The organism is Pseudomonas sp. SDO55104_S430, from assembly GCF_054070595.1.
The window spans coordinates 24,763-47,160 of sequence record NZ_JBSVXG010000023.1; the positions used below are offsets into that span (position 1 = coordinate 24,763).

At 62.2% G+C, this 22,398-nt stretch carries 17 protein-coding genes; 10 read left to right on the forward strand and 7 right to left on the reverse strand.

Annotation, left to right across the window (positions count from 1 at the left end; translation table 11 throughout):
- Window positions 1–4 precede the first annotated feature (4 nt).
- The 9 genes from murD (at window position 5) to lpxC (ending at window position 10,524) form a co-directional block, all read left to right on the forward strand.
- The gene (gene murD / locus ACW9JE_RS07110; protein WP_224533527.1) at window positions 5–1,351 is read left to right on the forward strand and encodes a UDP-N-acetylmuramoyl-L-alanine--D-glutamate ligase; all 1,347 of its coding nucleotides are present in this window, start codon (window positions 5–7) and stop codon (window positions 1,349–1,351) included.
- Entirely contained in the window at window positions 1,348–2,565 is a 1,218-nt protein-coding gene (gene ftsW, locus ACW9JE_RS07115; RefSeq protein ID WP_411961538.1) for a putative lipid II flippase FtsW, read from the forward strand. The genes murD and ftsW overlap by 4 nt, the downstream gene beginning before the upstream one ends.
- Window positions 2,555–3,625: an undecaprenyldiphospho-muramoylpentapeptide beta-N-acetylglucosaminyltransferase gene (gene murG / locus ACW9JE_RS07120; protein ID WP_224533526.1), complete on the forward strand. Its 1,071-nt coding sequence runs from the start codon at window positions 2,555–2,557 to the stop codon at window positions 3,623–3,625. Before ftsW ends, murG begins: the two co-directional genes overlap by 11 nt.
- A complete protein-coding gene (gene murC, locus ACW9JE_RS07125) occupies window positions 3,618–5,078 on the forward strand; it encodes a UDP-N-acetylmuramate--L-alanine ligase (protein ID WP_457432329.1) in 1,461 nt (486 codons plus the stop codon). Before murG ends, murC begins: the two co-directional genes overlap by 8 nt.
- On the forward strand, window positions 5,075–6,055 hold the full coding sequence (locus ACW9JE_RS07130) for a D-alanine--D-alanine ligase (RefSeq protein ID WP_457432330.1): 981 nt from the start codon (window positions 5,075–5,077) through the stop codon (window positions 6,053–6,055). The genes murC and ACW9JE_RS07130 overlap by 4 nt, the downstream gene beginning before the upstream one ends.
- Before the next feature lie 4 nt (window positions 6,056–6,059).
- Window positions 6,060–6,926 (forward strand): cell division protein FtsQ/DivIB, encoded by an 867-nt coding sequence (locus tag ACW9JE_RS07135; protein ID WP_175377810.1) that lies wholly within the window; start codon window positions 6,060–6,062, stop codon window positions 6,924–6,926.
- A gap of 15 nt (window positions 6,927–6,941) precedes the next feature.
- Window positions 6,942–8,201 (forward strand): cell division protein FtsA, encoded by a 1,260-nt coding sequence (gene ftsA, locus ACW9JE_RS07140; protein WP_224533523.1) that lies wholly within the window; start codon window positions 6,942–6,944, stop codon window positions 8,199–8,201.
- A 105-nt stretch (window positions 8,202–8,306) separates the two neighbouring features.
- On the forward strand, window positions 8,307–9,500 hold the full coding sequence (ftsZ, locus tag ACW9JE_RS07145) for a cell division protein FtsZ (RefSeq protein ID WP_224533522.1): 1,194 nt from the start codon (window positions 8,307–8,309) through the stop codon (window positions 9,498–9,500).
- Between the two features lie 112 nt (window positions 9,501–9,612).
- Window positions 9,613–10,524 carry a UDP-3-O-acyl-N-acetylglucosamine deacetylase gene (lpxC, locus tag ACW9JE_RS07150; RefSeq protein ID WP_175377813.1) on the forward strand — a complete coding sequence of 304 codons (912 nt, stop codon included), beginning with the start codon at window positions 9,613–9,615 and terminating at the stop codon, window positions 10,522–10,524.
- Window positions 10,525–10,696: 172 nt separating this feature from the next.
- On the opposite strand, the gene ACW9JE_RS07155 is transcribed toward lpxC, so the two are convergent.
- From ACW9JE_RS07155 to ACW9JE_RS07185, 7 genes are all read right to left on the reverse strand, one after another.
- A complete protein-coding gene (locus tag ACW9JE_RS07155; protein WP_457432331.1) occupies window positions 10,697–12,205 on the reverse strand; it encodes a diguanylate cyclase in 1,509 nt (502 codons plus the stop codon).
- A 305-nt stretch (window positions 12,206–12,510) separates the two neighbouring features.
- Entirely contained in the window at window positions 12,511–12,735 is a 225-nt protein-coding gene (locus ACW9JE_RS07160) for a hypothetical protein (RefSeq protein WP_224533520.1), read from the reverse strand.
- A 123-nt stretch (window positions 12,736–12,858) separates the two neighbouring features.
- Complete coding sequence (locus ACW9JE_RS07165) at window positions 12,859–14,223, reverse strand: heavy metal sensor histidine kinase (protein WP_457432332.1); 1,365 nt, start codon at window positions 14,221–14,223, stop codon at window positions 12,859–12,861.
- Window positions 14,213–14,890, reverse strand: a complete 678-nt coding sequence (locus ACW9JE_RS07170; protein ID WP_007916978.1) for a heavy metal response regulator transcription factor — start codon at window positions 14,888–14,890, stop codon at window positions 14,213–14,215. Before ACW9JE_RS07170 ends, ACW9JE_RS07165 begins: the two co-directional genes overlap by 11 nt.
- A 9-nt stretch (window positions 14,891–14,899) precedes the next feature.
- Entirely contained in the window at window positions 14,900–18,001 is a 3,102-nt protein-coding gene (locus ACW9JE_RS07175; RefSeq protein WP_224533518.1) for a multidrug efflux RND transporter permease subunit, read from the reverse strand.
- On the reverse strand, window positions 17,998–19,158 hold the full coding sequence (locus tag ACW9JE_RS07180; RefSeq protein ID WP_175377818.1) for an efflux RND transporter periplasmic adaptor subunit: 1,161 nt from the start codon (window positions 19,156–19,158) through the stop codon (window positions 17,998–18,000). The genes ACW9JE_RS07175 and ACW9JE_RS07180 overlap by 4 nt, the downstream gene beginning before the upstream one ends.
- A gap of 430 nt (window positions 19,159–19,588) precedes the next feature.
- Window positions 19,589–20,557: a LysR family transcriptional regulator gene (locus ACW9JE_RS07185; RefSeq protein ID WP_175377941.1), complete on the reverse strand. Its 969-nt coding sequence runs from the start codon at window positions 20,555–20,557 to the stop codon at window positions 19,589–19,591.
- Between the two features lie 275 nt (window positions 20,558–20,832).
- On the opposite strand from ACW9JE_RS07185, the gene ACW9JE_RS07190 reads away from it, so the two are divergent.
- Window positions 20,833–22,344 (forward strand): efflux transporter outer membrane subunit, encoded by a 1,512-nt coding sequence (locus ACW9JE_RS07190; RefSeq protein WP_457432333.1) that lies wholly within the window; start codon window positions 20,833–20,835, stop codon window positions 22,342–22,344.
- Window positions 22,345–22,398: the final 54 nt, after the last annotated feature.

A 22,398-nucleotide genomic window follows, 5' to 3' on the forward strand; every position in this document is an offset into this window, starting at 1 on the left:
ACCCGTGTCCCTGATAGCTTCTGACCACTTCCGCATCGTTGTCGGCCTCGGCAAGAGCGGCATGTCCCTGGTTCGCTTCCTGGCGAACCGGGGCGTGGCGTTTGCCGTGGCCGATACGCGGGAAAATCCACCGGAACTGGCCACGCTCAAGCGTGACTATCCGCACGTGGAAGTGCGTTGTGGCGAGCTGGATGTCGAATTCCTGTGCCGTGCCGACGAGCTCTACGTGAGCCCCGGCCTGGCGCTGGCGACTCCGGCCCTGCAGGCTGCAGCTGCCCGTGGCGTGAAGCTGTCCGGCGACATCGAGCTGTTCGCGCGTAACGCGAAGGCGCCGATCGTGGCCATCAGCGGTTCCAACGCGAAAAGCACCGTGACCACCCTGGTCGGCGAAATGGCGGCCGCGGCCGGCAAGCGCGTCGCCGTCGGCGGCAACCTCGGCACGCCGGCGCTGGACCTGCTGCGCGACGACGTCGAGCTGTACGTGATGGAGTTGTCGAGCTTCCAGCTGGAAACCACCGACCAACTCAACGCCGAAGTCGCGACCGTGCTCAACATCAGCGAAGACCACATGGACCGCTACAGCGGCCTGCCGGCCTACCATCTGGCCAAGCACCGGATCTTCCGTGGCGCGAAACAGTTCGTGGTCAATCGCCAGGACGCCCTCAGCCGTCCGCTGATGGGCGAGGGCCAGCCTTGCTGGACCTTCGGACTGACCAAGCCGGACTTCAAGGCTTTCGGTCTGCGTGAGGAAGATGGCGAGAAATACCTGGCCTTCGAATTCCAGAACCTGATGCCGGTGCGCGAGCTGAAAATCCGCGGCGCCCATAATCAGTCCAACGCCCTGGCGGCCCTGGCCCTCGGCCATGCGGTCGGCCTGCCGTTCGATGCCATGCTCTCGGCCCTGCGCAACTTCGCCGGGCTCGAACACCGTTGCCAGTGGGTCCGTGACCTGGATGGCGTCGGCTACTACAACGATTCCAAAGCCACCAACGTCGGCGCCGCCCTGGCTGCCATCGAAGGTCTTGGCGCGGACATCGACGGCAAGATCGTGCTGATCGCCGGCGGCGACGGCAAGGGTGCCGAATTCAAGGATCTGCGTGGTCCGGTGGCCGCCAACTGCCGCGCCGTCATTCTGATGGGCCGTGATTCCGACAAGATCGGTGAAGCCATTGGCGACGCCGTGCCGCTGATTCGCGCAGGCTCTCTAGTCGAAGCCGTTGAACAGTGCCGCGCCGCTGCCCAGCCGGGCGATGTAGTGCTGCTGTCGCCAGCCTGCGCCAGCTTCGACATGTTCAAGAACTACGAAGACCGTGGTCACCAGTTCGTCCGCGCCGTGGAGGATCTGGCATGAGCCTGAAGGGCATCATCAAGCCGTATCCATCACCGCTGATTACCGGACGCGGTATCGATCTCGACTTCCCGATGCTCGCCGGTTGCCTGGCGCTGTTGGGTCTGGGCCTGATCATGATCGCCTCGGCATCGACCGAAGTGGCGGCCGTGCAGTCGGGCAGCCCGCTGTATTACATGATTCGTCACCTGATCTACGTGGTGCTGGGCCTTGGTGCCTGCATCGTCACCATGATGATTCCGATCGCCACCTGGCAGCGCCTGGGCTGGTTGATGCTCATTGGTGCCTTCGGCCTGCTGGTGATGGTGATCATTCCGGGCATCGGCCGTGAGGTGAACGGTTCGATGCGCTGGATCGGCTTCAGCTTCTTTAACGTACAGCCGTCCGAAATCGCCAAGGTGTTCGTGGTGATTTATCTGGCCGGTTACCTGGTACGTCGTCAGAAAGAAGTGCGCGAGAGCTGGATGGGCTTCTTCAAGCCGTTCATCGTGCTGCTGCCGATGGCGGGTCTGCTGCTGATGGAGCCGGACTTCGGTGCCACCGTCGTGATGATGGGCGCCGCAGCGGCGATGCTGTTCTTGGGCGGGGTCGGGCTGTTCCGTTTCTCCCTGATGGTGGTGTTGGCGGTCGGTGCCGTGGTGCTGTTGATTCAGATGCAGCCCTATCGTATGGCGCGTCTGACCAACTTTGCCGACCCTTGGGCCGACCAGTTCGGTGCCGGTTATCAATTGTCCCAGGCGCTGATCGCCTTCGGTCGCGGCGAGTGGCTGGGCGTCGGCCTGGGCAACAGCGTGCAGAAGCAGTTCTACCTGCCGGAAGCCCACACCGACTTCGTGTTCTCCGTCCTTGCCGAAGAACTGGGCGCCGTGGGCTCGCTGTGCACGGTCGCGCTGTTCGTCTTCGTCTGTATTCGTGGCATGTACATCGGCCTGTGGGCCGAGAAAGCCAAACAGTTCTTTGCGGCCTATGTCGCTTACGGCCTGTCGTTCCTGTGGATTGGTCAATTTCTGATCAATATCGGGGTGAACGTCGGTCTGCTGCCGACCAAGGGTCTGACCTTGCCTTTCCTCAGTTATGGCGGCAGCTCGCTGGTGATCTGCTGTGCCTGTCTTGGCCTGCTGCTGCGCATCGAGTGGGAGAGTCGAACCCACCTGGGCAGCGAAGAGATGGAATTCCATGAGAGCGACTTCGCCGAGGAGCCGAATCATGGGCGCTAACGTATTGATCATGGCCGGCGGTACCGGCGGCCACGTATTCCCGGCGCTGGCCTGTGCCCGCGAATTCCAGGCGCGCGGTTACACCGTGCACTGGCTCGGCACGCCGCGCGGCATCGAAAACGAACTGGTGCCGATGTCCGGCATCGAACTGCACCGTATCAACGCCAGCGGCCTGCGGGGCAAGGGCAAGCTGTCGCTGCTCAAGGCACCGTTCATGCTGCTCAAGTCGGTCTGGCAGGCACGGGCGATCATTCGCCAGTTGCAGCCGGTCTGCGTGGTCGGATTCGGTGGTTATGTGACCGGTCCTGGCGGTGTCGCCGCCAAACTGGCTGGTGTGCCGGTGATCGTTCACGAGCAGAACGCCGTGGCCGGTACCGCCAATCGGTTGCTGGTGCCGTTGGCCGCTCGAGTCTGTGAAGCGTTCCCCGACACCTTTACCCTGTCGAGCAGCCGACGGACCACCGGTAACCCGGTGCGCACCGAGCTGTTCCTCGAAACACCGCGAGCCGCCCTGGGCGGTCGCAAGGCGCGTTTGCTGGTCCTGGGCGGAAGTCTTGGGGCAGAGCCGTTGAACAAGTTGCTGCCTGAAGCCCTGTCGCAAGTCGCTCCCGACCTGCGCCCGGAAGTGTTCCATCAGGCCGGCAAAAACCACGATGAAGTGACTGCAGAGCGCTATCGCGCGGCTGGCGTCGAAGCGCAGGTGCAGCCTTTCATCAAAGACATGGCCCAAGCCTATGGCTGGGCCGACCTGGTGGTGTGCCGCGCAGGCGCGCTGACCATCAGTGAACTGGCTGCCGCCGGTCTGCCCTCGATGCTGGTGCCCTTGCCCCACGCGATCGACGATCACCAGACCCGCAACGCCGATTATTTGGCCCGTGAAGGCGCTGCCTTCCTGATGCCGCAAAGAACGACCGGCGCAGCGGATCTTGCCGCGCGCCTGACAGAGGTCCTGATGCAACCGCAACGACTGAACGATATGGCCACTGCGGCCCGCCGCCTGGCAAAACCCGACGCCACCCGTAACGTGGTCGATACCTGCCTGGAGGTGGCCCATGGTTGAGAATCAGAAAGCCATGCCACAACCGGAAATGCGCCGCATCCGTCGCATCCACTTCGTCGGTATCGGCGGCGTGGGCATGTGCGGGATTGCCGAAGTGCTGTTGAACCTGGGCTATGAAGTGTCCGGCTCGGACCTTAAAGCTTCGCCGGTTACCGAGCGTCTGGAATCCTTTGGTGCACAGATCTTCATCGGCCACCGCGCCGAGAACGCTGCCGCTGCCGACGTGTTGGTGGTGTCGAGCGCCGTCAACACCTCCAACCCGGAAGTCGCCAACGCCCTGGAGCGCCGCATCCCGGTGGTGCCGCGCGCCGAGATGCTGGCCGAGCTGATGCGCTATCGCCACGGCATCGCCGTCGCCGGTACCCACGGCAAAACCACCACCACCAGCCTGATAGCTTCGGTGTTCGCCGCCGGTGGCCTGGATCCGACCTTCGTGATCGGTGGCCGTCTGAATGCCGCGGGCACCAATGCCCAGCTCGGCACCAGCCGTTATCTGATCGCCGAGGCCGACGAAAGCGATGCTAGCTTCCTGCACCTGCAGCCGCTGGTCGCTGTGGTCACCAACATCGATGCCGACCACATGGCAACCTACGACGGTGACTTCAACAAACTGAAGAAAACCTTCGTCGAATTCCTCCACAACCTGCCGTTCTATGGTCTGGCCGTGGTTTGCCTGGACGATCCTGTCGTGCGCGAAATCCTGCCGCAGGTCAAGCGTCCGACCGTGACCTACGGCTTCGGCGAAGACTGCGACGTGCGCGCCATCAATGTGCGCCAGCAGGGCATGCAGACCTTCTTCACCGTGCTGCGTCCGGATCGCGAGCCGCTGGATGTTTCGGTGAACATGCCGGGCAACCACAACGTACTCAACGCACTGGCGACCATCTGCATCGCCAGCGACGAAGGCGTCAGCGATGAAGCTATCGTCCAGGGCCTGTCGGGCTTCCAGGGCGTCGGCCGTCGTTTCCAGGTCTACGGCGAGCTGCCGGTCGAAGGCGGCAACGTGATGCTGGTCGACGACTACGGTCACCACCCGACCGAAGTCGCGGCGGTGATCAAGGCCGTGCGTGGTGGCTGGCCGGAGCGCCGTCTGGTGATGGTCTACCAGCCGCACCGCTACAGCCGTACCCGCGATCTGTACGACGACTTCGTCAATGTACTGGCCGATGCCAACGTCCTGCTGCTGATGGAAGTCTATCCGGCCGGCGAAGAGCCGATTCCGGGCGCCGACAGCCGCAAGCTGTGCAACAGCATCCGCCAGCGCGGCCAACTCGACCCGATCTACATCGAGCGTGGCATCGACCTGGCACCACTGGTCAAGCCGCTGCTGCGTGCCGGCGACATCCTGCTGTGCCAGGGCGCCGGTGACGTCGGCGGCCTTGCCCCGAGTTTGTTGAAGAGTCCGTTGTTCACCGGCGCCGTGGCTGCGCCGGTCGAGGGGAAGTTGAAATGACCGCTGCCTACGCCAACCTCGTCTCCACCATCGCGCCGAAGGATTTCGGCCGCGTCGCCGTGCTGTTCGGCGGCAAGAGTGCCGAGCGCGAAGTCTCCCTGAAGTCGGGCAACGCTGTCCTCGACGCACTGCAGAGCGCCGGTGTGGATGCGTTCGGTCTCGATGTCGGCGATGACCTGCTGCAGCGTCTGCTGAACGAAAAAATCGATCGCGCCTTCATCATCCTCCACGGTCGTGGCGGTGAAGACGGCAGCATGCAGGGCCTGCTCGAATGCCTGGGCATTCCCTACACCGGCAGCGGCATCCTGGCCTCGGCCCTGGCTATGGACAAGCTGCGCACCAAGCAGGTCTGGCACAGCCTGGGTATTCCGACGCCACGTCATGCGGTGTTGAGCAGCGAGGCCGATTGTATTTCCGCCGCCGCGGAACTGGGCTTCCCTTTGATCGTCAAACCGGCCCATGAAGGTTCAAGTATCGGGATGGCCAAAGTGACTTCCGCGTCCGAGTTGATCGACGCCTGGAAAGCGGCCAGTACCTATGATTCGCAAGTGTTGGTCGAGCAATGGATTCATGGTCCGGAGTTCACCATCGCCACCCTGCGTGACCAGGTGTTGCCTCCGATTGCCCTGGGCACGACCCACAGCTTTTACGACTACGACGCCAAGTACATCGCCAACGATACCCAGTACCGCATTCCGTGCGGGCTGGACAGTGCCAAGGAAAAGGAACTCATGGACCTCACGGCCAAAGCCTGTGAGGCGCTGGGTATCGCCGGCTGGGGCAGGGCGGACGTGATGCAGGACGCCGACGGGCAGTTCTGGTTTCTGGAAGTCAACACCGCACCGGGCATGACCGATCACAGCCTGGTGCCGATGGCGGCCCGTGCCGCCGGTCTGGATTTCCAGCAACTGGTTCTGGCCATTCTCGCCGAAAGCGTTGCCCGCAACGCCGCCGACAAGCAAGAGTCGCGAGGTTAAGACCATGCAAGGCGCACAGTTGAGACATCAGCCTCCCGCTACCGGCCGCAAGCCGGTGCCACGGGGTGCCAGCCGAATGGTGGCCAAAGAGCCGATGTCCGCGCGCCTGCCCAAAGCCAATTTCGGCTTTCTGAAAAGCCTGTTCTGGCCGGTGCTGCTGGTGGCATTGGGGTTCGGTACTTACGAAGGCGCGCAGCGTTTGATGCCCTACGCCGACCGGCCGATCACCAAGATCAACGTTCAGGGCGACCTGAGCTACATCAGCCAGCAGGCGGTGCAGCAGCGAATCGCCCCGTACGTGGCGTCGAGCTTCTTCACCATCGACCTTGAGAGCATGCGCACCGAGCTGGAACAGATGCCATGGATCGCCCACGCCGAAGTGCGTCGGGTATGGCCGGATCAGGTGGTGATTCGCCTCGAAGAGCAACTGCCGGTGGCTCGTTGGGGCGATGAGTCGCTGTTGAACAACCAGGGTCAGGCGTTCACTCCGCGTGAACTGGCCAATTACGAACACCTGCCGCAGCTGTTCGGCCCACAACGGGCCCAGCAGCAGGTGATGCAGCAATACCAGGTACTGAGTCAGATGCTCAGGCCGCTGGGCTTCTCCATCGCACGTTTGGAGTTGCGTGACCGAGGCAGCTGGTTCCTGACCACCGGCCCCGGCAGCGCGGGCCCCGGCATCGAGCTGCTGCTCGGACGCGGCAACCAGGTAGAAAAGATGCGCCGTTTCATCGCCATCTACGACAAGACGCTTAAAGAACAGATTACGAACATTGCGCGCATCGATCTGCGCTACGCCAACGGCCTTGCTGTTGGCTGGCGGGAACCTGTAGCGCCTCCGGCAGCCCAACCCGCTGTCGCGAAGAATTAAGAAGAGGCAGGACCCATGGCAAACGTGCAAAGCGGCAAAATGATCGTCGGTCTCGATATCGGCACCTCCAAGGTGGTGGCGCTGGTAGGCGAGGTCGAGGACAACGGCACGCTGAATATCGTCGGAATCGGTACTCACCCCTCCCGTGGCCTGAAGAAGGGCGTGGTGGTGAACATCGAGTCCACCGTGCAGTCGATCCAGCGCGCTATCGAAGAAGCGCAGCTGATGGCTGGCTGCCGCATCCACTCGGCCTTCGTTGGCGTGGCCGGCAATCACATCCGCAGCCTGAACTCCCACGGCATCGTGGCGATCCGTGATCGCGAAGTCAGCTCCGCCGACCTGGAGCGCGTTCTGGACGCCGCCCAGGCCGTGGCGATTCCCGCTGACCAGCGCGTCCTGCACACCCTGCCGCAAGACTATGTGATCGATAACCAGGAAGGCGTTCGCGAACCTCTGGGCATGTCCGGCGTGCGTCTGGAAGCCAAGGTTCACGTGGTCACCTGCGCCGTCAACGCAGCACAGAACATTGAAAAATGCGTGCGCCGCTGCGGCCTGGAAATCGACGACATCATTCTCGAGCAACTGGCGTCCGCGTACTCGGTACTGACCGACGACGAAAAAGAGCTGGGCGTTTGCCTGGTGGACATCGGCGGCGGCACCACCGACATCGCGATCTTCACCGAAGGTGCGATCCGTCACACCGCAGTGATCCCGATCGCCGGCGATCAGGTGACCAACGACATCGCCATGGCGTTGCGCACCCCGACCCAGTACGCCGAAGAAATCAAGATTCGCTATGCCTGCGCCCTGGCCAAGCTGGCTGGTGCCGGTGAAACCATCAAAGTGCCAAGCGTTGGCGACCGTCCTCCACGCGAGCTGTCCCGTCAGGCCCTGGCCGAAGTGGTCGAGCCGCGTTACGACGAGCTGTTCACGCTGATCCAGGCCGAACTGCGTCGCAGCGGCTACGAAGACCTGATCCCGGCCGGCATCGTGCTGACCGGCGGTACCGCGAAGATGGAAGGCGCCACTGAACTGGCCGAGGAAATCTTCCACATGCCGGTACGCCTGGGCGTGCCGCATGGCGTGAACGGTCTGGATGACGTGGTGCGCAACCCGATTTATTCCACTGGCGTTGGCCTGTTGATGTACGGCCTGCAGAAACAATCCGATGGCATTTCGTTCTCGGGTATCGGCAGCCGCGACAGCTACAGCAACGAAGAGCCGAAAGGCGCCTTGCTCGATCGCATCAAGAGTTGGGTACAGGGCAACTTTTAAAGCAGCTTCGAGCCGCGAGCTTCAAGCGGCGAGAAAGAGCGGTAGAAGTGACAGGCAGTAAAAGCAGTAGGCGAAAAAAACTAGAGAACGTAAAGGAGAGGGAAAATGTTCGAACTCGTAGACAACATCCCCGCAAGCCCGGTCATTAAAGTTATCGGTGTAGGCGGTGGCGGCGGCAACGCCGTGAATCACATGGTCAAGAGCAACATTGAAGGCGTCGAATTCATCTGCGCCAACACTGATGCCCAGGCGCTGAAGAGCATCAGCGCGCGGACCATCCTGCAACTGGGTACCGGCGTGACCAAAGGTCTGGGCGCCGGCGCCAACCCTGAAGTGGGTCGTCAGGCCGCTCTCGAAGATCGTGAGCGCATCGCCGAGGTCCTGCAGGGCACCAACATGGTGTTCATCACCACTGGCATGGGCGGCGGTACCGGTACCGGTGCTGCGCCGATCATCGCCGAAGTGGCCAAGGAAATGGGCATTCTCACCGTTGCGGTGGTGACCCGTCCGTTCCCGTTCGAAGGCCGCAAGCGTATGCAGCTGGCCGACGAAGGCATTCGTCTGCTGTCCGAAAGCGTCGACTCGTTGATCACCATTCCCAACGAGAAGCTGCTGACCATCCTGGGTAAAGACGCAAGCCTGCTGTCGGCTTTCGCCAAGGCTGACGATGTACTGGCCGGTGCCGTTCGCGGTATCTCCGACATCATCAAGCGTCCGGGCATGATCAACGTCGACTTCGCCGACGTGCGTACCGTGATGAGCGAAATGGGCATGGCGATGATGGGTACCGGCTGCGCAAGCGGTCCGAACCGTGCTCGCGAAGCCACTGAAGCGGCCATCCGCAACCCGCTGCTCGAAGACGTGAACCTGCAAGGTGCACGCGGCATCCTGGTGAACATCACCGCCGGTCCTGACCTGTCCCTGGGTGAGTACTCCGACGTGGGTAGCATCATCGAAGCCTTCGCTTCCGAGCACGCCATGGTCAAGGTGGGTACCGTTATCGATCCGGACATGCGCGACGAGCTGCACGTCACCGTGGTTGCCACCGGTCTGGGCGCGAAAATCGAGAAGCCGATGAAGGTGATCGACAATACCGTTCACACCACCATGGCTCCACAGCCACAACAACAGGCCCCTGTTCGTCAGGAAGCTCCAGCGGTGAACTACCGTGACCTGGACCGTCCGACCGTCATGCGCAACCAGGCTCAGGCCGGTGCTGCGGCTGCCGCGAAGCTGAATCCGCAAGATGATCTGGACTACCTGGACATCCCGGCTTTCCTGCGTCGTCAGGCCGATTGATGAAATGTATCAGGGCTATGAAGGTGATTGGTGTTCAGCAAAGGCGTGGTCTGCTATCATCGCCAGCCTTTGTTGATACCAGTTCGCAAATTGCGCTGAAGCGGCCCAAGCCATGATTAAACAACGCACACTGAAAAATATTATCCGTGCCACAGGTGTAGGCCTGCACTCCGGGGAAAAGGTTTACCTGACCCTCAAGCCTGCACCGATCGACACCGGAATCGTCTTTCGCCGTGCCGACCTCGATCCTGTGGTCGAGATCCCGGCTCGTGCAGCCAACGTCGGCGAGACAACCATGTCGACGACGCTGGTCAACGGTGACGTGAAAGTGGACACGGTGGAGCACTTGCTCTCGGCCATGGCTGGCCTGGGCATCGATAACGCCTACGTCGAGCTCTCCGCGTCCGAAGTCCCGATCATGGATGGTAGCGCTGGACCCTTCGTATTTCTGATTCAGTCGGCTGGCCTGGAAGAACAGGACGCAGCCAAGAAGTTCATCCGCATCCTGCGGGAAGTGACAGTGGAAGACGGCGACAAGCGCGCCACTTTCGTCCCTTTCGACGGGTTCAAGGTGAGCTTCGAGATCGATTTCGATCACCCGGTTTTCCGTAACCGTACACAAAGTGCAAGCGTGGATTTTTCCAGCACTTCGTTCGTAAAAGAAGTCAGCCGCGCCCGTACCTTTGGTTTCATGAGTGACATCGAGTACCTGCGCAAGCACAACCTCGCACTCGGCGGCAGCGTTGAAAACGCGATCGTGGTTGATTCCGATGGCGTACTGAACGAAGACGGCCTTCGCTATGAAGACGAATTCGTGAAGCACAAGATTCTCGATGCAATTGGTGACCTCTACCTGCTGGGCAACAGCCTGATTGGTGAGTTCAAGGGCTTCAAGTCCGGCCACGCACTGAACAACCAGCTGCTGCGCAAGTTGATTGAGCAGACAGATGCCTGGGAAGTCGTGACGTTTGAAGACGCCAGCACTGCACCGATCTCTTACATGCGTCCTGTTGCGGCCGTGTAAGTAAAAAACCTCTCTAGTTTTTTAAAGGCTGCCTTCGGGTGGCCTTTTTTTATTTCCGAAATTTGGTCTCGACCCCCTGTAGGAGCGAGCATGCTCGCGATGGAGGACGGAACACCGCGGGGCATCAGGTTTCCCGCGTTATCGTTGGCGACCATCGCGAGCATGCTCGCTCCTACAGAGGGTACGCACTGACCACCTGATTACGCCCCCCATCCTTGGCCTGATACAGCGCCTTGTCCGCTGCAAACAGCAGCTGCTCAAGACTGATATCACTGGCGGTGGTCCAGGTACTGATGCCGATGCTCACTGTCATGGGCCGTTCATCACCGGCTACCACCGGCAATTCTTCGACCTGTTCTCGAATGCGCTCGGCGATCTGCCGGGCGCCGTAGTTGTCGGTTTCCGCCAGGATCACCGAAAACTCCTCGCCCCCATAGCGGGCCACCAGGTCGGTCGGGCGGTGGACGTTGGCGCTGATGACTTCGGCCAGCGAGCGCAAGGCTTCATCGCCTGCCGGATGACCGTGACGGTCGTTGAAGGCCTTGAAGTGGTCGGCATCGATCATCAGCACCGACATTGGTTTGCCGGAGCGCTGTGCGCGGAACCATTCATGGCGCAGCGTCTGATCGAGGGTCCGACGGTTGGCCACGCCGGTCAGGGCATCGGTGGCGGCCAGTTGTTCAAGCTCCTTCTCGATGCAGTGGCGCAGACGCAGTTCGCGGCAGAGCAGCAAGGTCAGCCACAACAACGCCAGACACAGAACCCCGGTGGCGCCGCTGATGACAATCGCCGTGCGTTTCCAGGCTGCGAACACTTCATCGCCGGACAGGGCGACGATTACCGTCAGCGGCAAGTTGCCGACCCGGCTGAAGGTATACAGCCGTTGCCGCTGGTCAACGCTCGACACACTGTCAAAGCTGCCGCTGCGTTCCCGCAGCATACGCACGACGTTGGGCCGGCCGGCATAGCTCTTGCCGATTGAACTGCCTTGCAGAAAAGGCTTCTGTGCCAGCAGCAAGCCGTCGTCATTGATGATGGTAAGGGTGCTGTCGGTGCCGATGTCCAGGCTGTTGAACAACTGCTCGAAGTACTCCAGACGCATCGAAGCCACCGCGACGCCCAGGAACTCACCGCTGGCCGAGGATACGCGCCGGCTGAAACTTATTTGCCATTCGTCGTTGAACTCGCAGTCGCAGCGGGTCTTGTACGGGCGGCTGATGAACAGGCCGACGTCACGATTGAAGGCATGGGCGAGGAAGTATTCCCTGTCGGCGAAGTTGCCCGGCTTGGGCTCGATCAATGAGGAGTCGGCGAGCACCTCTCCATGCTTGTCGAGCAACAGGATGTCGCTTTTGAAGCGCGCCGTGGCGGAGCGGTCGAACAGCACCAGTTGGCGAACCTGCGCCGACACCTGCTTCAGATCATCCCTGTGCGCGGCGGCGATCAGGCCTTGCAGGGTCAGGTCATAGAGCTCGACCGTGCGCAGCACATCGGCGTCGATCAGTTGCGCGATGGTGGTCGCACTGCGCGTGGCGGTCTGGTGAGCGTTGGCGCGTTCGCGAATCAGCAGAAAGGTGACGATGGCGATAATCGCGATGACGGTCAGGCTGCTGCCGAGGATCACCAGAAGCTCGGGCCGCCCGGCGCTGCTTGCACGTTGAGGGGTACGGCGTACGGTCATGGGGCTGAAGTCTGCGGGAATGACTGATTAAGCGTAGTCCCATACCCCGATCCCTGTAGGAGCGAGCATGCTCGCGATGGTGGTCAACGATAACGCGGGGCATCAGGTTTCCAGCGTTATCGTTAACGACCATCGCGGGCAAGCCACGCTCCCACAGGTAATACGTCGTCCATGGGGCAACGCGAATCGTTGCGATGACTGTAATAACAAACGAAAAAAAGGCCGCTGGTGAGGGCGGCCCTGGTGACAATTTTCACGGGAAGAGCCGTGAAAATGTCGGGGGAAACTGGAGCGTTGCGCGGGAATCAGCTGTCCTTCAGGACTTCGCCCCGAGACTGGGAGCTGGAGGCTTGCGGGGCTTGAGTGGCTTGCTGAGCCTTGGCCGTCATCTCGGTCTGGTGCTCTTCGTAAGCGGCGGCGCGTGCGGCGTTCTGGGCGACGAACGCTTGCGACTCTTCAGCCATGACGAAAGGAGAAGCGATCAACGAGGACAAAACGAAAGCGCTGGCAATACCCATACTGTTGGACATCTTTAAAACCTTCTTGCTTGGCAAGTGCTGTTTGGTGCGAGCAAAGATAAGGATGTCGGCCGATGGGAAAAAGAGCGGATTCATGAAAGGACTGTTACGTGAAAAGCAAAGATCGCAGCCTTCTCAAACCGGCAAATGAATCCCGAAGGTATTCATCCCGTGGTCACTGCGCACGAACACATCCCCGCCATGCATCAACGCGATCGCCTTGACGATCGCCAGCCCCAGGCCGTGGTTGTGCCCGCTATTGCTGCGCGAGGCATCGACCCGGTAGAAACGCTCGAACAGCCGTGACAGGTGTTCGTTGGAGATCGGTGAACCCGGGTTGGCCACGCCGATGCTGATCCGATGCTCCTCGGCCTGGATTTGCACCTGAATCACCTGGCCCGGCTCGGTGTGCTGCACCGCATTGTTCAGCAGGTTGATCAGCGCCCGCCGTAGATGGGCGATCTCGATTTCCACCTGGGCATCGCCGCTGACCTGCACCTGAACCTGGGCATCTTCGAGGATGAAATCCAGGTACTCGAGGGTCGTCGCCACCTCATCGGCCAGGGACGTGGAGGTGAGTTTGGTGGCCTTGCTGCCCTGGTCCGCGCTGGCCAGAAACAGCATGTCATTGATGATCGAACGCAGCCGCTCCAGCTCCTCGAGGTTCGATTGCAGGACCTCGAAATAATGCTCCGCCGAACGCCCCCGGGTCAGCGCCACCTGGGTCTGACCGATCAGGTTGGTCAGCGGCGAACGCAGTTCATGGGCGACGTCGGCGTTGAAGGATTCGAGTCGCGAGTAGGCCTGCTCGACACGCTCGAGAGTGGCGTTGAACGAGTTGACGAACTGATTCAATTCCGGCGGCAACGGCGACAGTCGCAAGCGTCCGGAGCGCAGCGGCGGCGCCAGGCGTTGGGCTTCCTGGGACAGTTTGATCAACGGCTTGAGGCCGATCCGCGCCACCCAGTAACCCAGCGCCGAGGCCAGCAGCACGCCGACGATCGCCAGGCTGATCAAGGCGATCAGCAACTGATGCTGGGTGTGTAAAAACGTCTCGGTATCGATGCCGATCATGAAGCGCAGCGGTGGCCGTTGATCCTTGGCCGGGAACTGGCTGACCAGCACTTTGAGCGGGTAGGGCTGGCCGGGCAGGGACATGTCGCGCATGCCCAGCGGGCCTTGGGCAAACTCGCGGATCTGCGGCGTGAGGTTGCCGTATTCGTAGCGAGGATCGCCGCTGGTGATCCAGAAACTGATGCGCTTGTCCTCTTCGCCGAGCAGCTTGAGCTTGTTGTTGATCTTCACCCAATGCTCCGGCGTGCCGTAACGGCCGACCGTGGATTCGAGCACGCTGTAACGCGCATCCAGTTCGGCTTCCGGCAGCAGGCCGAGGCCCTTGTCGACCTGCTGGTACAGCGCCCAGCCGATCAACAGGAACACCAGCAGCGCCACCAGGGTGAACATGCCGCTCAGGCGCAGGGCGATGCTGTTACTGGACACCACGGCTCTCCAGCACATAACCCATGCCACGGATCGTGTGCAGCAGTTTTTCATCGAAGGGGCCGTCGAGCTTGGCCCGCAGACGTTTGATCGCGACTTCGACGACATTGGCGTCGCTGTCGAAATTGATGTCCCAGACCATCTCGGCGATGGCGGTTTTCGAAAGGATTTCACCCTGACGCCGGGCCAGCACGCTGAGCAGCGAGAACTCCTTGGCGGTGAGGTCCAGGCGGGTGCCGGCGCGGGTGGCCTTGCGGCTGATCAGATCTATCCACAGGTCGGCGATGCTCACCTGTACCGGTTCGTGGCCGCCACTGCGACGGGTCAGCGCTTGCAGGCGGGCCACCAGTTCGAGGAAGGAAAAGGGTTTGCCCAGGTAATCGTCGGCACCGTCACGCAGGCCCTTGATGCGATCTTCGACGCGCTCGCGGGCGGTGAGCATGATCACCGGTGTCTGTTTGCGCGCACGCAGCGCGCGCAGTACGCCGAAGCCATCGAGGCCGGGCAGCATCACGTCGAGGACGATCACCGCGTAGTCGCTTTCCAACGCCAGGTGCAGGCCTTCCACGCCATCGCGGGCCAGGTCCACGGTGTAACCCTGTTCCGTCAGGCCGCGGTGCAGATAGTCCGCGGTTTTCTCTTCGTCTTCGATAATCAGGACACGCATGACCCCGCCTCAGTCTGTGGTCGCCAGCGCCGGTACGGGCGTGGTTTTGGGCCGATGAAATAGCCGCTCGAGCCATAAGTATATGACCGGCGTGGTGAACAGCGTCAGCGCCTGGCTAACCAACAGGCCGCCGACCACCGCGATCCCAAGCGGTTGGCGCAGCTCGGCGCCGGTGCCGTAGCCGAGCATCAGCGGCAGGGCGCCGAGCAGGGCGGCGAGGGTGGTCATGATGATCGGCCGGAACCGCGTGAGACAGGCCTGGAAGATCGCGTCCTCCGGAGACAGGCCGCCCTTGCGCTGCGCCTCCAGGGCGAAGTCGATCATCAGGATGCCGTTCTTCTTGACGATACCGATCAGCAGCACCAGGCCGATCAGCGCCATGATCGAAAAGTCCTGGCCGCAAATCCACAGCATGATCACCGCACCGAGTCCCGCCGCCGGCAGGGTCGAGATGATGGTCAGCGGGTGCACGAAGCTCTCGTAGAGCACGCCGAGAATGATGTACACCGCCACCAGCGCCGCGAGGATCAGCCATGGCTGACTGGCCAGCGAACTCTGGAACGCCTGGGCCGCGCCCTGGAAGTTGCCGCTGATCGCCACCGGCATGCCGATGTCGGCCTTGGCCTGGTCGAGCATGATCACCGCATCGCCCAGCGCCACGCCGGGGGCGAGGTTGAACGACAGGTTGGCGGCCGGGAACATGCCGTCGTGGGCGATGGACAGCGGGCCGACGGTGGGCGCATCGAAGCGAGCCAGCGCCGACAGCGGCACCATCTCGCCACTCAGCGGCGAGCGCAAATAGAAGTAGTTGAGGCTTTCGGCCTTGCCGCGCTGTTTGGTGTCCAGTTCCAGAATCACGTTGTACTGGTTGACCTGGGTCTGGAATTCGTTGATCTGGCGTTGGCCGAAGGCGTCGTACAGCGCTTCGTCGACATCGCTGGCGGTCAGGCCGAAGCGCGCCGCGGCGCTGCGGTCGATGCTGATGTGAGTGATGCTGCCGCCCAGTTGCAAGTCGTTGGAAACATCGCGGAACGCCGGGTTGCCGCGCAGTTTTTCCGTCAGGCGCTGAGTCCAGGTGCTCAGCACCGCGCCGTCGTTGCTCTTGAGCACATACTGGTATTGGGCACGGCTCGGGCCGGAGCTGAGGTTGATGTCCTGGCCGGCGCGCAGGTACAGGACGATGCCGGGGACTTTCATCAGTTGCGGGCGAATCCGGTCGATGAACTGACTGGCGGACACATCGCGATCGCCGCGTTTTTTCAGGGCGATCCAGAAGCGGCCGTTGGCGATGGTCTGATTGCTGCCCGAGACGCCGACCGAGTGCGAGAACGTCTGGACCGCCGGGTCGGCCGCGACGATTTCGGCCATCGCCAGGTGTTTTTTCACCATGTCGCCGTAGGAAATATCCGCGGCCGCTTCGGTGGTGCCGAGGACGAAACCGGTGTCCTGCACCGGGAAGAAGCCTTTGGGAATGAAGATGTATCCGCCAACCGCCAGGGCTACCGACAGGCCGAATATGCCGAGCATCAGTTTCTGATGCACCAGCGCGCGGCGCAGACCTTTCTCATACAGGGCCAGCAGGCGTTCGCCGAAGCCCGGTTTAGCGTGGGCATCGTGCACCGGGGCGCGCATGAACAGCGCAGCCAGGGTCGGCGCCAGGGTCAGGGACACCACCACCGAAATCAGAATGGTCGAGGTCGCGGTCAGGGCGAACTCCTTGAACAGCCGCCCGACCACGCCGCCCATGAACAGCAGCGGAATGAACGCCGCCACCAGCGAGAAACTGATCGAGACCACGGTGAAGCCGATTTCCCCGGCGCCCTTGATCGCCGCCTCGCGCATGCCGTCGCCGGCCTCCAGATGCCGGTGAATGTTCTCCACCACCACAATTGCATCGTCGACCACAAAGCCCACGGCGACCACGATCGCCACCAGGGTCAGGTTGTTCAGGCTGAACCCCATGACGTACATCAGGGCGAAACTGGCAACCAGCGAAACGCCGAGCACCGCCGACACAATCAGCGTCGCCGACAGCTGGCGCAGGAACAGCGCCATCACCGCCACCACCAGCATGATGGCGATCAGCAGGGTGATTTCCACTTCATGCAGCGAGGCGCGGATGGTCTGAGTGCGGTCGATCAGGGTCTTGACCTGCACCGAGGCCGGCAGCATCGCTTCCAGGCCCGGCAGTGCGGCCTGAATGCGGTCCACGGTCTCGACGATGTTGGCCCCCGGCTGGCGGAAGATCACCAGGTTGACCCCAGGCTGCGAACCCGCCCAGGCCTGGACGTAGGCATCTTCCGAGCCGTTGACCACCTTGGCCACGTCCTTGAGGTGGACCGGTGCACCGTCCTTGTAGGACACGATCAGTTGGCTGTAGTCCTCGGGATGAAACAACTGGTCGTTGGTGGACAGGGTGGAAATGCTCGACTCGCCGTACAGCGCACCCTTGGCCAGGTTGAGGCTGGTCTGCTGAATCGCCAGACGGATATCGGCCAGGGTCAGGCCGATGGCCGCCAGTTTGTCCGCCGAGACCTGGACGCGAATCGCCGGACGTTGCTGACCGGTGATGTTGACCTGTCCTACACCGTCGATCTGGCTGATCTGACGGGACAGCAGGGTTTCGGTCAAGTCGCTGAGTTCGGGGCCGGGCATCAGCGACGAGTTGACGCTGAGGATCAGCACCGGGCTGTCGGCCGGGTTGACCTTGCGCCAGGTCGGCAGGTTCGGCATGTCCTTGGGCAGCTTGCCGGCGGCGGTGTTGATCGCCGCCTGCACTTCCTGGGCGGCGGTGTCGATGCTCTTGTCGAGGGTGAATTGCAGGGTCAGGTTGGTCGAGCCAAGCGCGCTGCTCGAGGTCATCTGGGTCACGCCGGGAATGGCGCTGAACTGCACTTCAAGAGGCGTGGCTACCGAAGATGCCATGGTTTCCGGGCTGGCGCCGGGCAGTTGCGCCGCCACCTGGATGGTCGGGAATTCCGCTTCGGGCAAGGGCGCCACCGGCAGCCGCGGGAAGGCGATGACGCCCAGCAGCACCAGGGCGAAGGTCAGTAGCACCGTGGCTACCGGGTGGTCGATGCACCAGGCCGATACCGAACCGTGGCCTTTCATTGCGCGGCCTCCGATTGCACCACTTGCGCGGGCTCGGTCAGCACTTGCACGGTGGAACCGGGCTTGAGCCGCGACTGGCCGTCGCTGACCAGTACGTCACCGGGCTTCACGCCCTTGATGATGTTCTGGCCGCTGGTCTGGTAGACCATTTCCACCGGGACCGTTTCCACCTTGTCGCCCTGGACGCGGTAGACGAACGGCTGATCCAGGCCGCGCTGTACGACAGTGGGCGGCACCACCAGCGCATCCTTGTCGAGGGCTGTCTGAATTTTTACCGTCACCAGCAGGCCCGGCCAGAGCTTCTGCGAGGCGTTGTTGAATTCGGCCTTGGCGCGGATGGTCCCGGTGTTGGCGTTGATCTGGTTGTCGATAAGAGTCAGGTGGCCTTCGCCCAGCAGGTTGCCGGTTTCACCGTCGGTATCGGCACCGATGTAGGCCTTGACCGGGGCGTGTTGCGGGTCGCTGATCAGGCCCTGCAGGGTCGGCAGCATCTGTTGCGGCAGGGAGAATTCCACGGCGATCGGGTCGATCTGGGTGACGGTGAACAGGCCCTGGGTGTCGGTCATGCGCAGGAAGTTGCCTTCGTCCACCGTGCGAATCCCGACGCGGCCGGTGACCGGGGAGCGAATCTGGGTGTAGGACAGTTGCACCTGAGCAGCGTCAATCGAGGCCTGGTTGCCCTGGGCGGTGGCCTTGAGCTGGTTGACCAGTGCCTGTTGCTGGTCGTAGGTCTGTTTCGAGACGCCGTCGTCGACGCTCAGCAGTTTGTAGCGCTTGAGGTTGACCAGGGCCACTTGCAGTTGCGCCTGGCTCTCGCCGAGCTGCGCCCTAGCCTGGTCGAGGCTGGCGCGGATCGAGCGGTCGTCGATGGTGGCCAGCAGGTCGCCCTTGGTCACCAGTTGGCCTTCCTTGACCATGATTCTGGTCAGGATGCCGTCGATCTGCGGACGGACCACGACGCTGTGCAGCGACAGCACCGAGCCGATGCCGCTGACGTAGCGGGGCACGTCTTTTTCGGCGACGTTGATCACCCGCACAGGGATGGCGTTGGGCGCGGCGAGTTTGGTCTTGGCAGGTTTGGTGGCATACCACAGGCCCAGCGCTGCCAGGAGGATCAGAAGGGCGACGAGCAGGACGGGCTTTTGCTGGATTCGCATTCGGGAGAGGCGCCAGGGCAGGGTTATAGGATTGGTATGTTCCTTTATAAACCTGTTTGGCGGTCAGGAAGGTGACTGCTAACTGACGGCGTTGTCAGTTTTCTCTCAATTTGTGGGAGCGAGCCTGCTCGCGATGAATGCACGCACACCGCGGGCATTCAGGCAGCCAGTGTCATCGTTGACCACCATCGCGAGCAAGCTCGGCTCCTACAGTGTTTGGGGCGTTCACAGGTTTTGTGTATGGCCACAGAACCTGTGGGAGCTGGCTTGCCAGCGAAGGCGGCCTGACAACCATCCCAATTGCACGAATGTACCCAGCCCAAAATTGTGGGAGCGAGCCTGCTCGCGATGAGTGAACAGACACCGCGAACATTCAGGCAGCCAGCGTCATCGTTGACGACCATCGCGAGCGGGCTCGCTCCCACAGGGATCAGGTGGCGACTCGGGCTCCGGCCAGGCTGCCGCTCAGTTCATACGCCGCCAGTTCCGCCTGGTGCGCCGCCAGCAACTCCGGCAGGGATCCGCGCAGGTATTCGACCCAGGTTTTGATCTTTGCATCCAGGTACTGCCGGGACGGGTAGATGGCGTAGAGGTTCAGTTCCTGGGAGCGGTAGTTGGGCATCATGCGTACCAGCGAGCCGTTGCGCAGGCCTTCGATGGCGGCGTAGAGGGGCAAGACGCCGACGCCCATGCCGCTGGTGATTGCGGTTTTCATGGCGTCGGCGGAGTTCACCAGGAAGGGGGAGCTGTTGATGGTGACCATTTCCTGGCCGTCCGGGCCGTCGAAGGCCCATTTTTCCAGGGGGATGACCGGGCTGACCAGGCGCAGGCAGGAGTGGTTGAGCAGGTCGGCGGGTTTTTGCGCGCAGCCGTTGGCTTTGACGTAGGCCGGGGAGGCGCAAACGATGCTGTAGGTGATGCCCAGGCGCTGGGACACGAAACCCGAGTCCGGCAGTTCGCTGGCGAGGACGATGGATACGTCGTAGCCCTCGTCGAGCAGGTCCGGGACGCGGTTGGCCAGGGTCAGGTCGAAGGTCACGTCCGGGTGGGTCTTGCGGTAGCGGGCGATGGCGTCGATGACGAAGTGCTGGCCGATACCGGTCATGGTGTGCACTTTCAGTTGTCCGGCCGGGCGGGCGTGGGCGTCGCTGGCTTCGGCTTCGGCCTCTTCGACGTAGGCCAGGATCTGTTCGCAGCGCAGCAGGTAGCGCTTGCCGGCTTCGGTCAGGGCGATGCGTCGGGTGGTTCGGTTGAGCAGGCGGGTTTGCAGGTGGGCTTCCAGGTTGGAGACCGCGCGCGAGACGTTGGCGGTGGTGGTGTCCAGTTGCACGGCGGCGGCGGTGAAACTGCCGGCCTCGGCCACGTAACTGAAGGCGCGCATGTTTTGCAATGTGTCCATGGGGTGCTCTCGGGTTCGATGGCAAATTGTGACACGAAGTTTCAGGGGCTGAGACCCCCGACTTAGGGATTATCTCGTTAACGGTAACAAAGAATCACAGGAATCCCAGCTTATCGATTGAAACGGCTGCCCATAGAATTTCGGCAGCTCCACGTAGGAGCGTGGCTTGCCCGCGAAGGCGGTCTTGCGGTCAGCATCTTTATCGCCTGACAGACCGTCTTCGCGGGCAAGCCTCGCTCCTACAGGATTTTTCCAAATCTCAGGAATCTTCAGCAGTGCCGCGTCGCATCAGCAGAGCGCTCGAGTCGCTCAGTGTTTTGGCTTTAACCCTGGCAATCAGCGGCTGCATCGGAACCGGAGGTATTGCCCCGCAGGGCAAGGCGCTGGAGGCCAACTCACTGGCCACCGACGAAGCCATCCAGAGCGCCGCCCAGGATGCGCACTGGCCCACCGCCCAATGGTGGCAGGCCTACGGCGATCCGCAATTGAATCGCTGGATCGACCTTGCCGTACAAGGTAGTCCGACCATGGCCATGGCCGCGGCGCGGGTGCGTCAGGCCAAGGCGATGGCCGGTGTCGCCGAGTCCGCCGAATCGCTGCAGATCAATGGCGAGTCCACCCTCAAGCGGCACAACTGGCCCACCGACCCGTTCTACGGCCCGGGCGATCTGGCCAACACCACCACCTGGGACAACAACGCCGCGCTGGGCTTCAGCTACGCCATGGACCTGTGGGGTCGCGAGAGCAACAACACCGAGCGCGCGGTGGACATCGCCCATATGACCGTCGCCGAAGCGCGTCAGGCCCAGCTCGAATTGCAGAACAACATCGTGCGGGTCTACATCGAGTTGTCGTTGCACTACGCGCAGCGGGACATAGTCGAAGCGACCCTGCATCAGCAACAGCAGATTCTCGATCTGGCGCAAAAGCGTCTGAACGGCGGTATCGGCACCCATTTCGAAGTCAGCCAGGCGCAGACGCCGCTGCCGGAAACCCATCGGCAGATCGATGCGCTGGACGAAAAGATCGCCCTGAGCCGCAATCAGCTGGCCGCACTGGCGGGCAAGGGGCCTGGCGAGGGCGCGCAGTTGCAGCGTCCGACGATGTCGTTGGGTGCCGCGCTGAAATTGCCCTCGGCGTTGCCCGCGCAACTGCTCGGTCAACGCCCGGACGTGGTTGCCAGTCGCTGGGAAGTGGCGGCGCAGGCCCGTGGCATCGATGTGGCCCACGCCGGCTTCTACCCCAACGTCGATCTGGTCGGCAGCCTGGGCTACATGGCCACCGGCGGTGGGGCGCTGGAGTTCCTGACCGGGAAGAAGCTCAACTACAGCGTGGGCCCGGCGATTTCCCTGCCGATTTTCGACGGTGGCCGTCTGCGCGCCGAACTGGGTGAGGCTTCGGCGGGGTACGACATGGCGGTGGCCAGGTACAACCAGACCCTGGTCAATGCGCTGAAGAACATCTCCGATCAGTTGATCCGCCGCGAATCGATGGACAAGCAGCAGGCCTTCGCCGCCGAGTCGGTGGCCACGGCGCAGAAGACTTACGACATCGCGATGATCGCCTACCAGCGCGGACTCACCGATTACCTCAACGTGCTCAATGCGCAGACGTTGCTGTTCAAACAGCAGCAGGTCCAGCAGCAGGTGCAGGCGGCGCGGTTGAGCGCCCATGCGGAACTGGTGACGGCGTTGGGTGGCGGGTTGGGGGCGGGGGGGGATGTGCCGGAGGAGAGCGAGACCGCACCGCCTAAAACTCCTCGCCTATTGCAGAGCCTGGTCAATTGAACACAAACCCTGTGGGAGCGGGCTTGCTCGCGAAGGCGGTGTGTCAGGCGACAC

Excerpts from the sequence above, each read along its gene's own strand:
- ftsW (WP_411961538.1), top strand. The coding sequence starts at position 1,348 with ATGAGCCTGAAGGGCATCATCAAGCCGTATCCATCACCGCTGATTACC.
- murG (WP_224533526.1), top strand. The coding sequence starts at position 2,555 with ATGGGCGCTAACGTATTGATCATGGCCGGCGGTACCGGCGGCCACGTA.
- murC (WP_457432329.1), top strand. The coding sequence starts at position 3,618 with ATGGTTGAGAATCAGAAAGCCATGCCACAACCGGAAATGCGCCGCATC.
- ACW9JE_RS07130 (WP_457432330.1), top strand. The coding sequence starts at position 5,075 with ATGACCGCTGCCTACGCCAACCTCGTCTCCACCATCGCGCCGAAGGAT.
- ACW9JE_RS07135 (WP_175377810.1), top strand. The coding sequence starts at position 6,060 with ATGCAAGGCGCACAGTTGAGACATCAGCCTCCCGCTACCGGCCGCAAG.
- ftsA (WP_224533523.1), top strand. The coding sequence starts at position 6,942 with ATGGCAAACGTGCAAAGCGGCAAAATGATCGTCGGTCTCGATATCGGC.
- ftsZ (WP_224533522.1), top strand. The coding sequence starts at position 8,307 with ATGTTCGAACTCGTAGACAACATCCCCGCAAGCCCGGTCATTAAAGTT.
- lpxC (WP_175377813.1), top strand. The coding sequence starts at position 9,613 with ATGATTAAACAACGCACACTGAAAAATATTATCCGTGCCACAGGTGTA.
- ACW9JE_RS07155 (WP_457432331.1), bottom strand. The coding sequence starts at position 12,205 with ATGACCGTACGCCGTACCCCTCAACGTGCAAGCAGCGCCGGGCGGCCC.
- ACW9JE_RS07160 (WP_224533520.1), bottom strand. The coding sequence starts at position 12,735 with ATGTCCAACAGTATGGGTATTGCCAGCGCTTTCGTTTTGTCCTCGTTG.
- ACW9JE_RS07170 (WP_007916978.1), bottom strand. The coding sequence starts at position 14,890 with ATGCGTGTCCTGATTATCGAAGACGAAGAGAAAACCGCGGACTATCTG.
- ACW9JE_RS07175 (WP_224533518.1), bottom strand. The coding sequence starts at position 18,001 with ATGAAAGGCCACGGTTCGGTATCGGCCTGGTGCATCGACCACCCGGTA.
- ACW9JE_RS07180 (WP_175377818.1), bottom strand. The coding sequence starts at position 19,158 with ATGCGAATCCAGCAAAAGCCCGTCCTGCTCGTCGCCCTTCTGATCCTC.
- ACW9JE_RS07185 (WP_175377941.1), bottom strand. The coding sequence starts at position 20,557 with ATGGACACATTGCAAAACATGCGCGCCTTCAGTTACGTGGCCGAGGCC.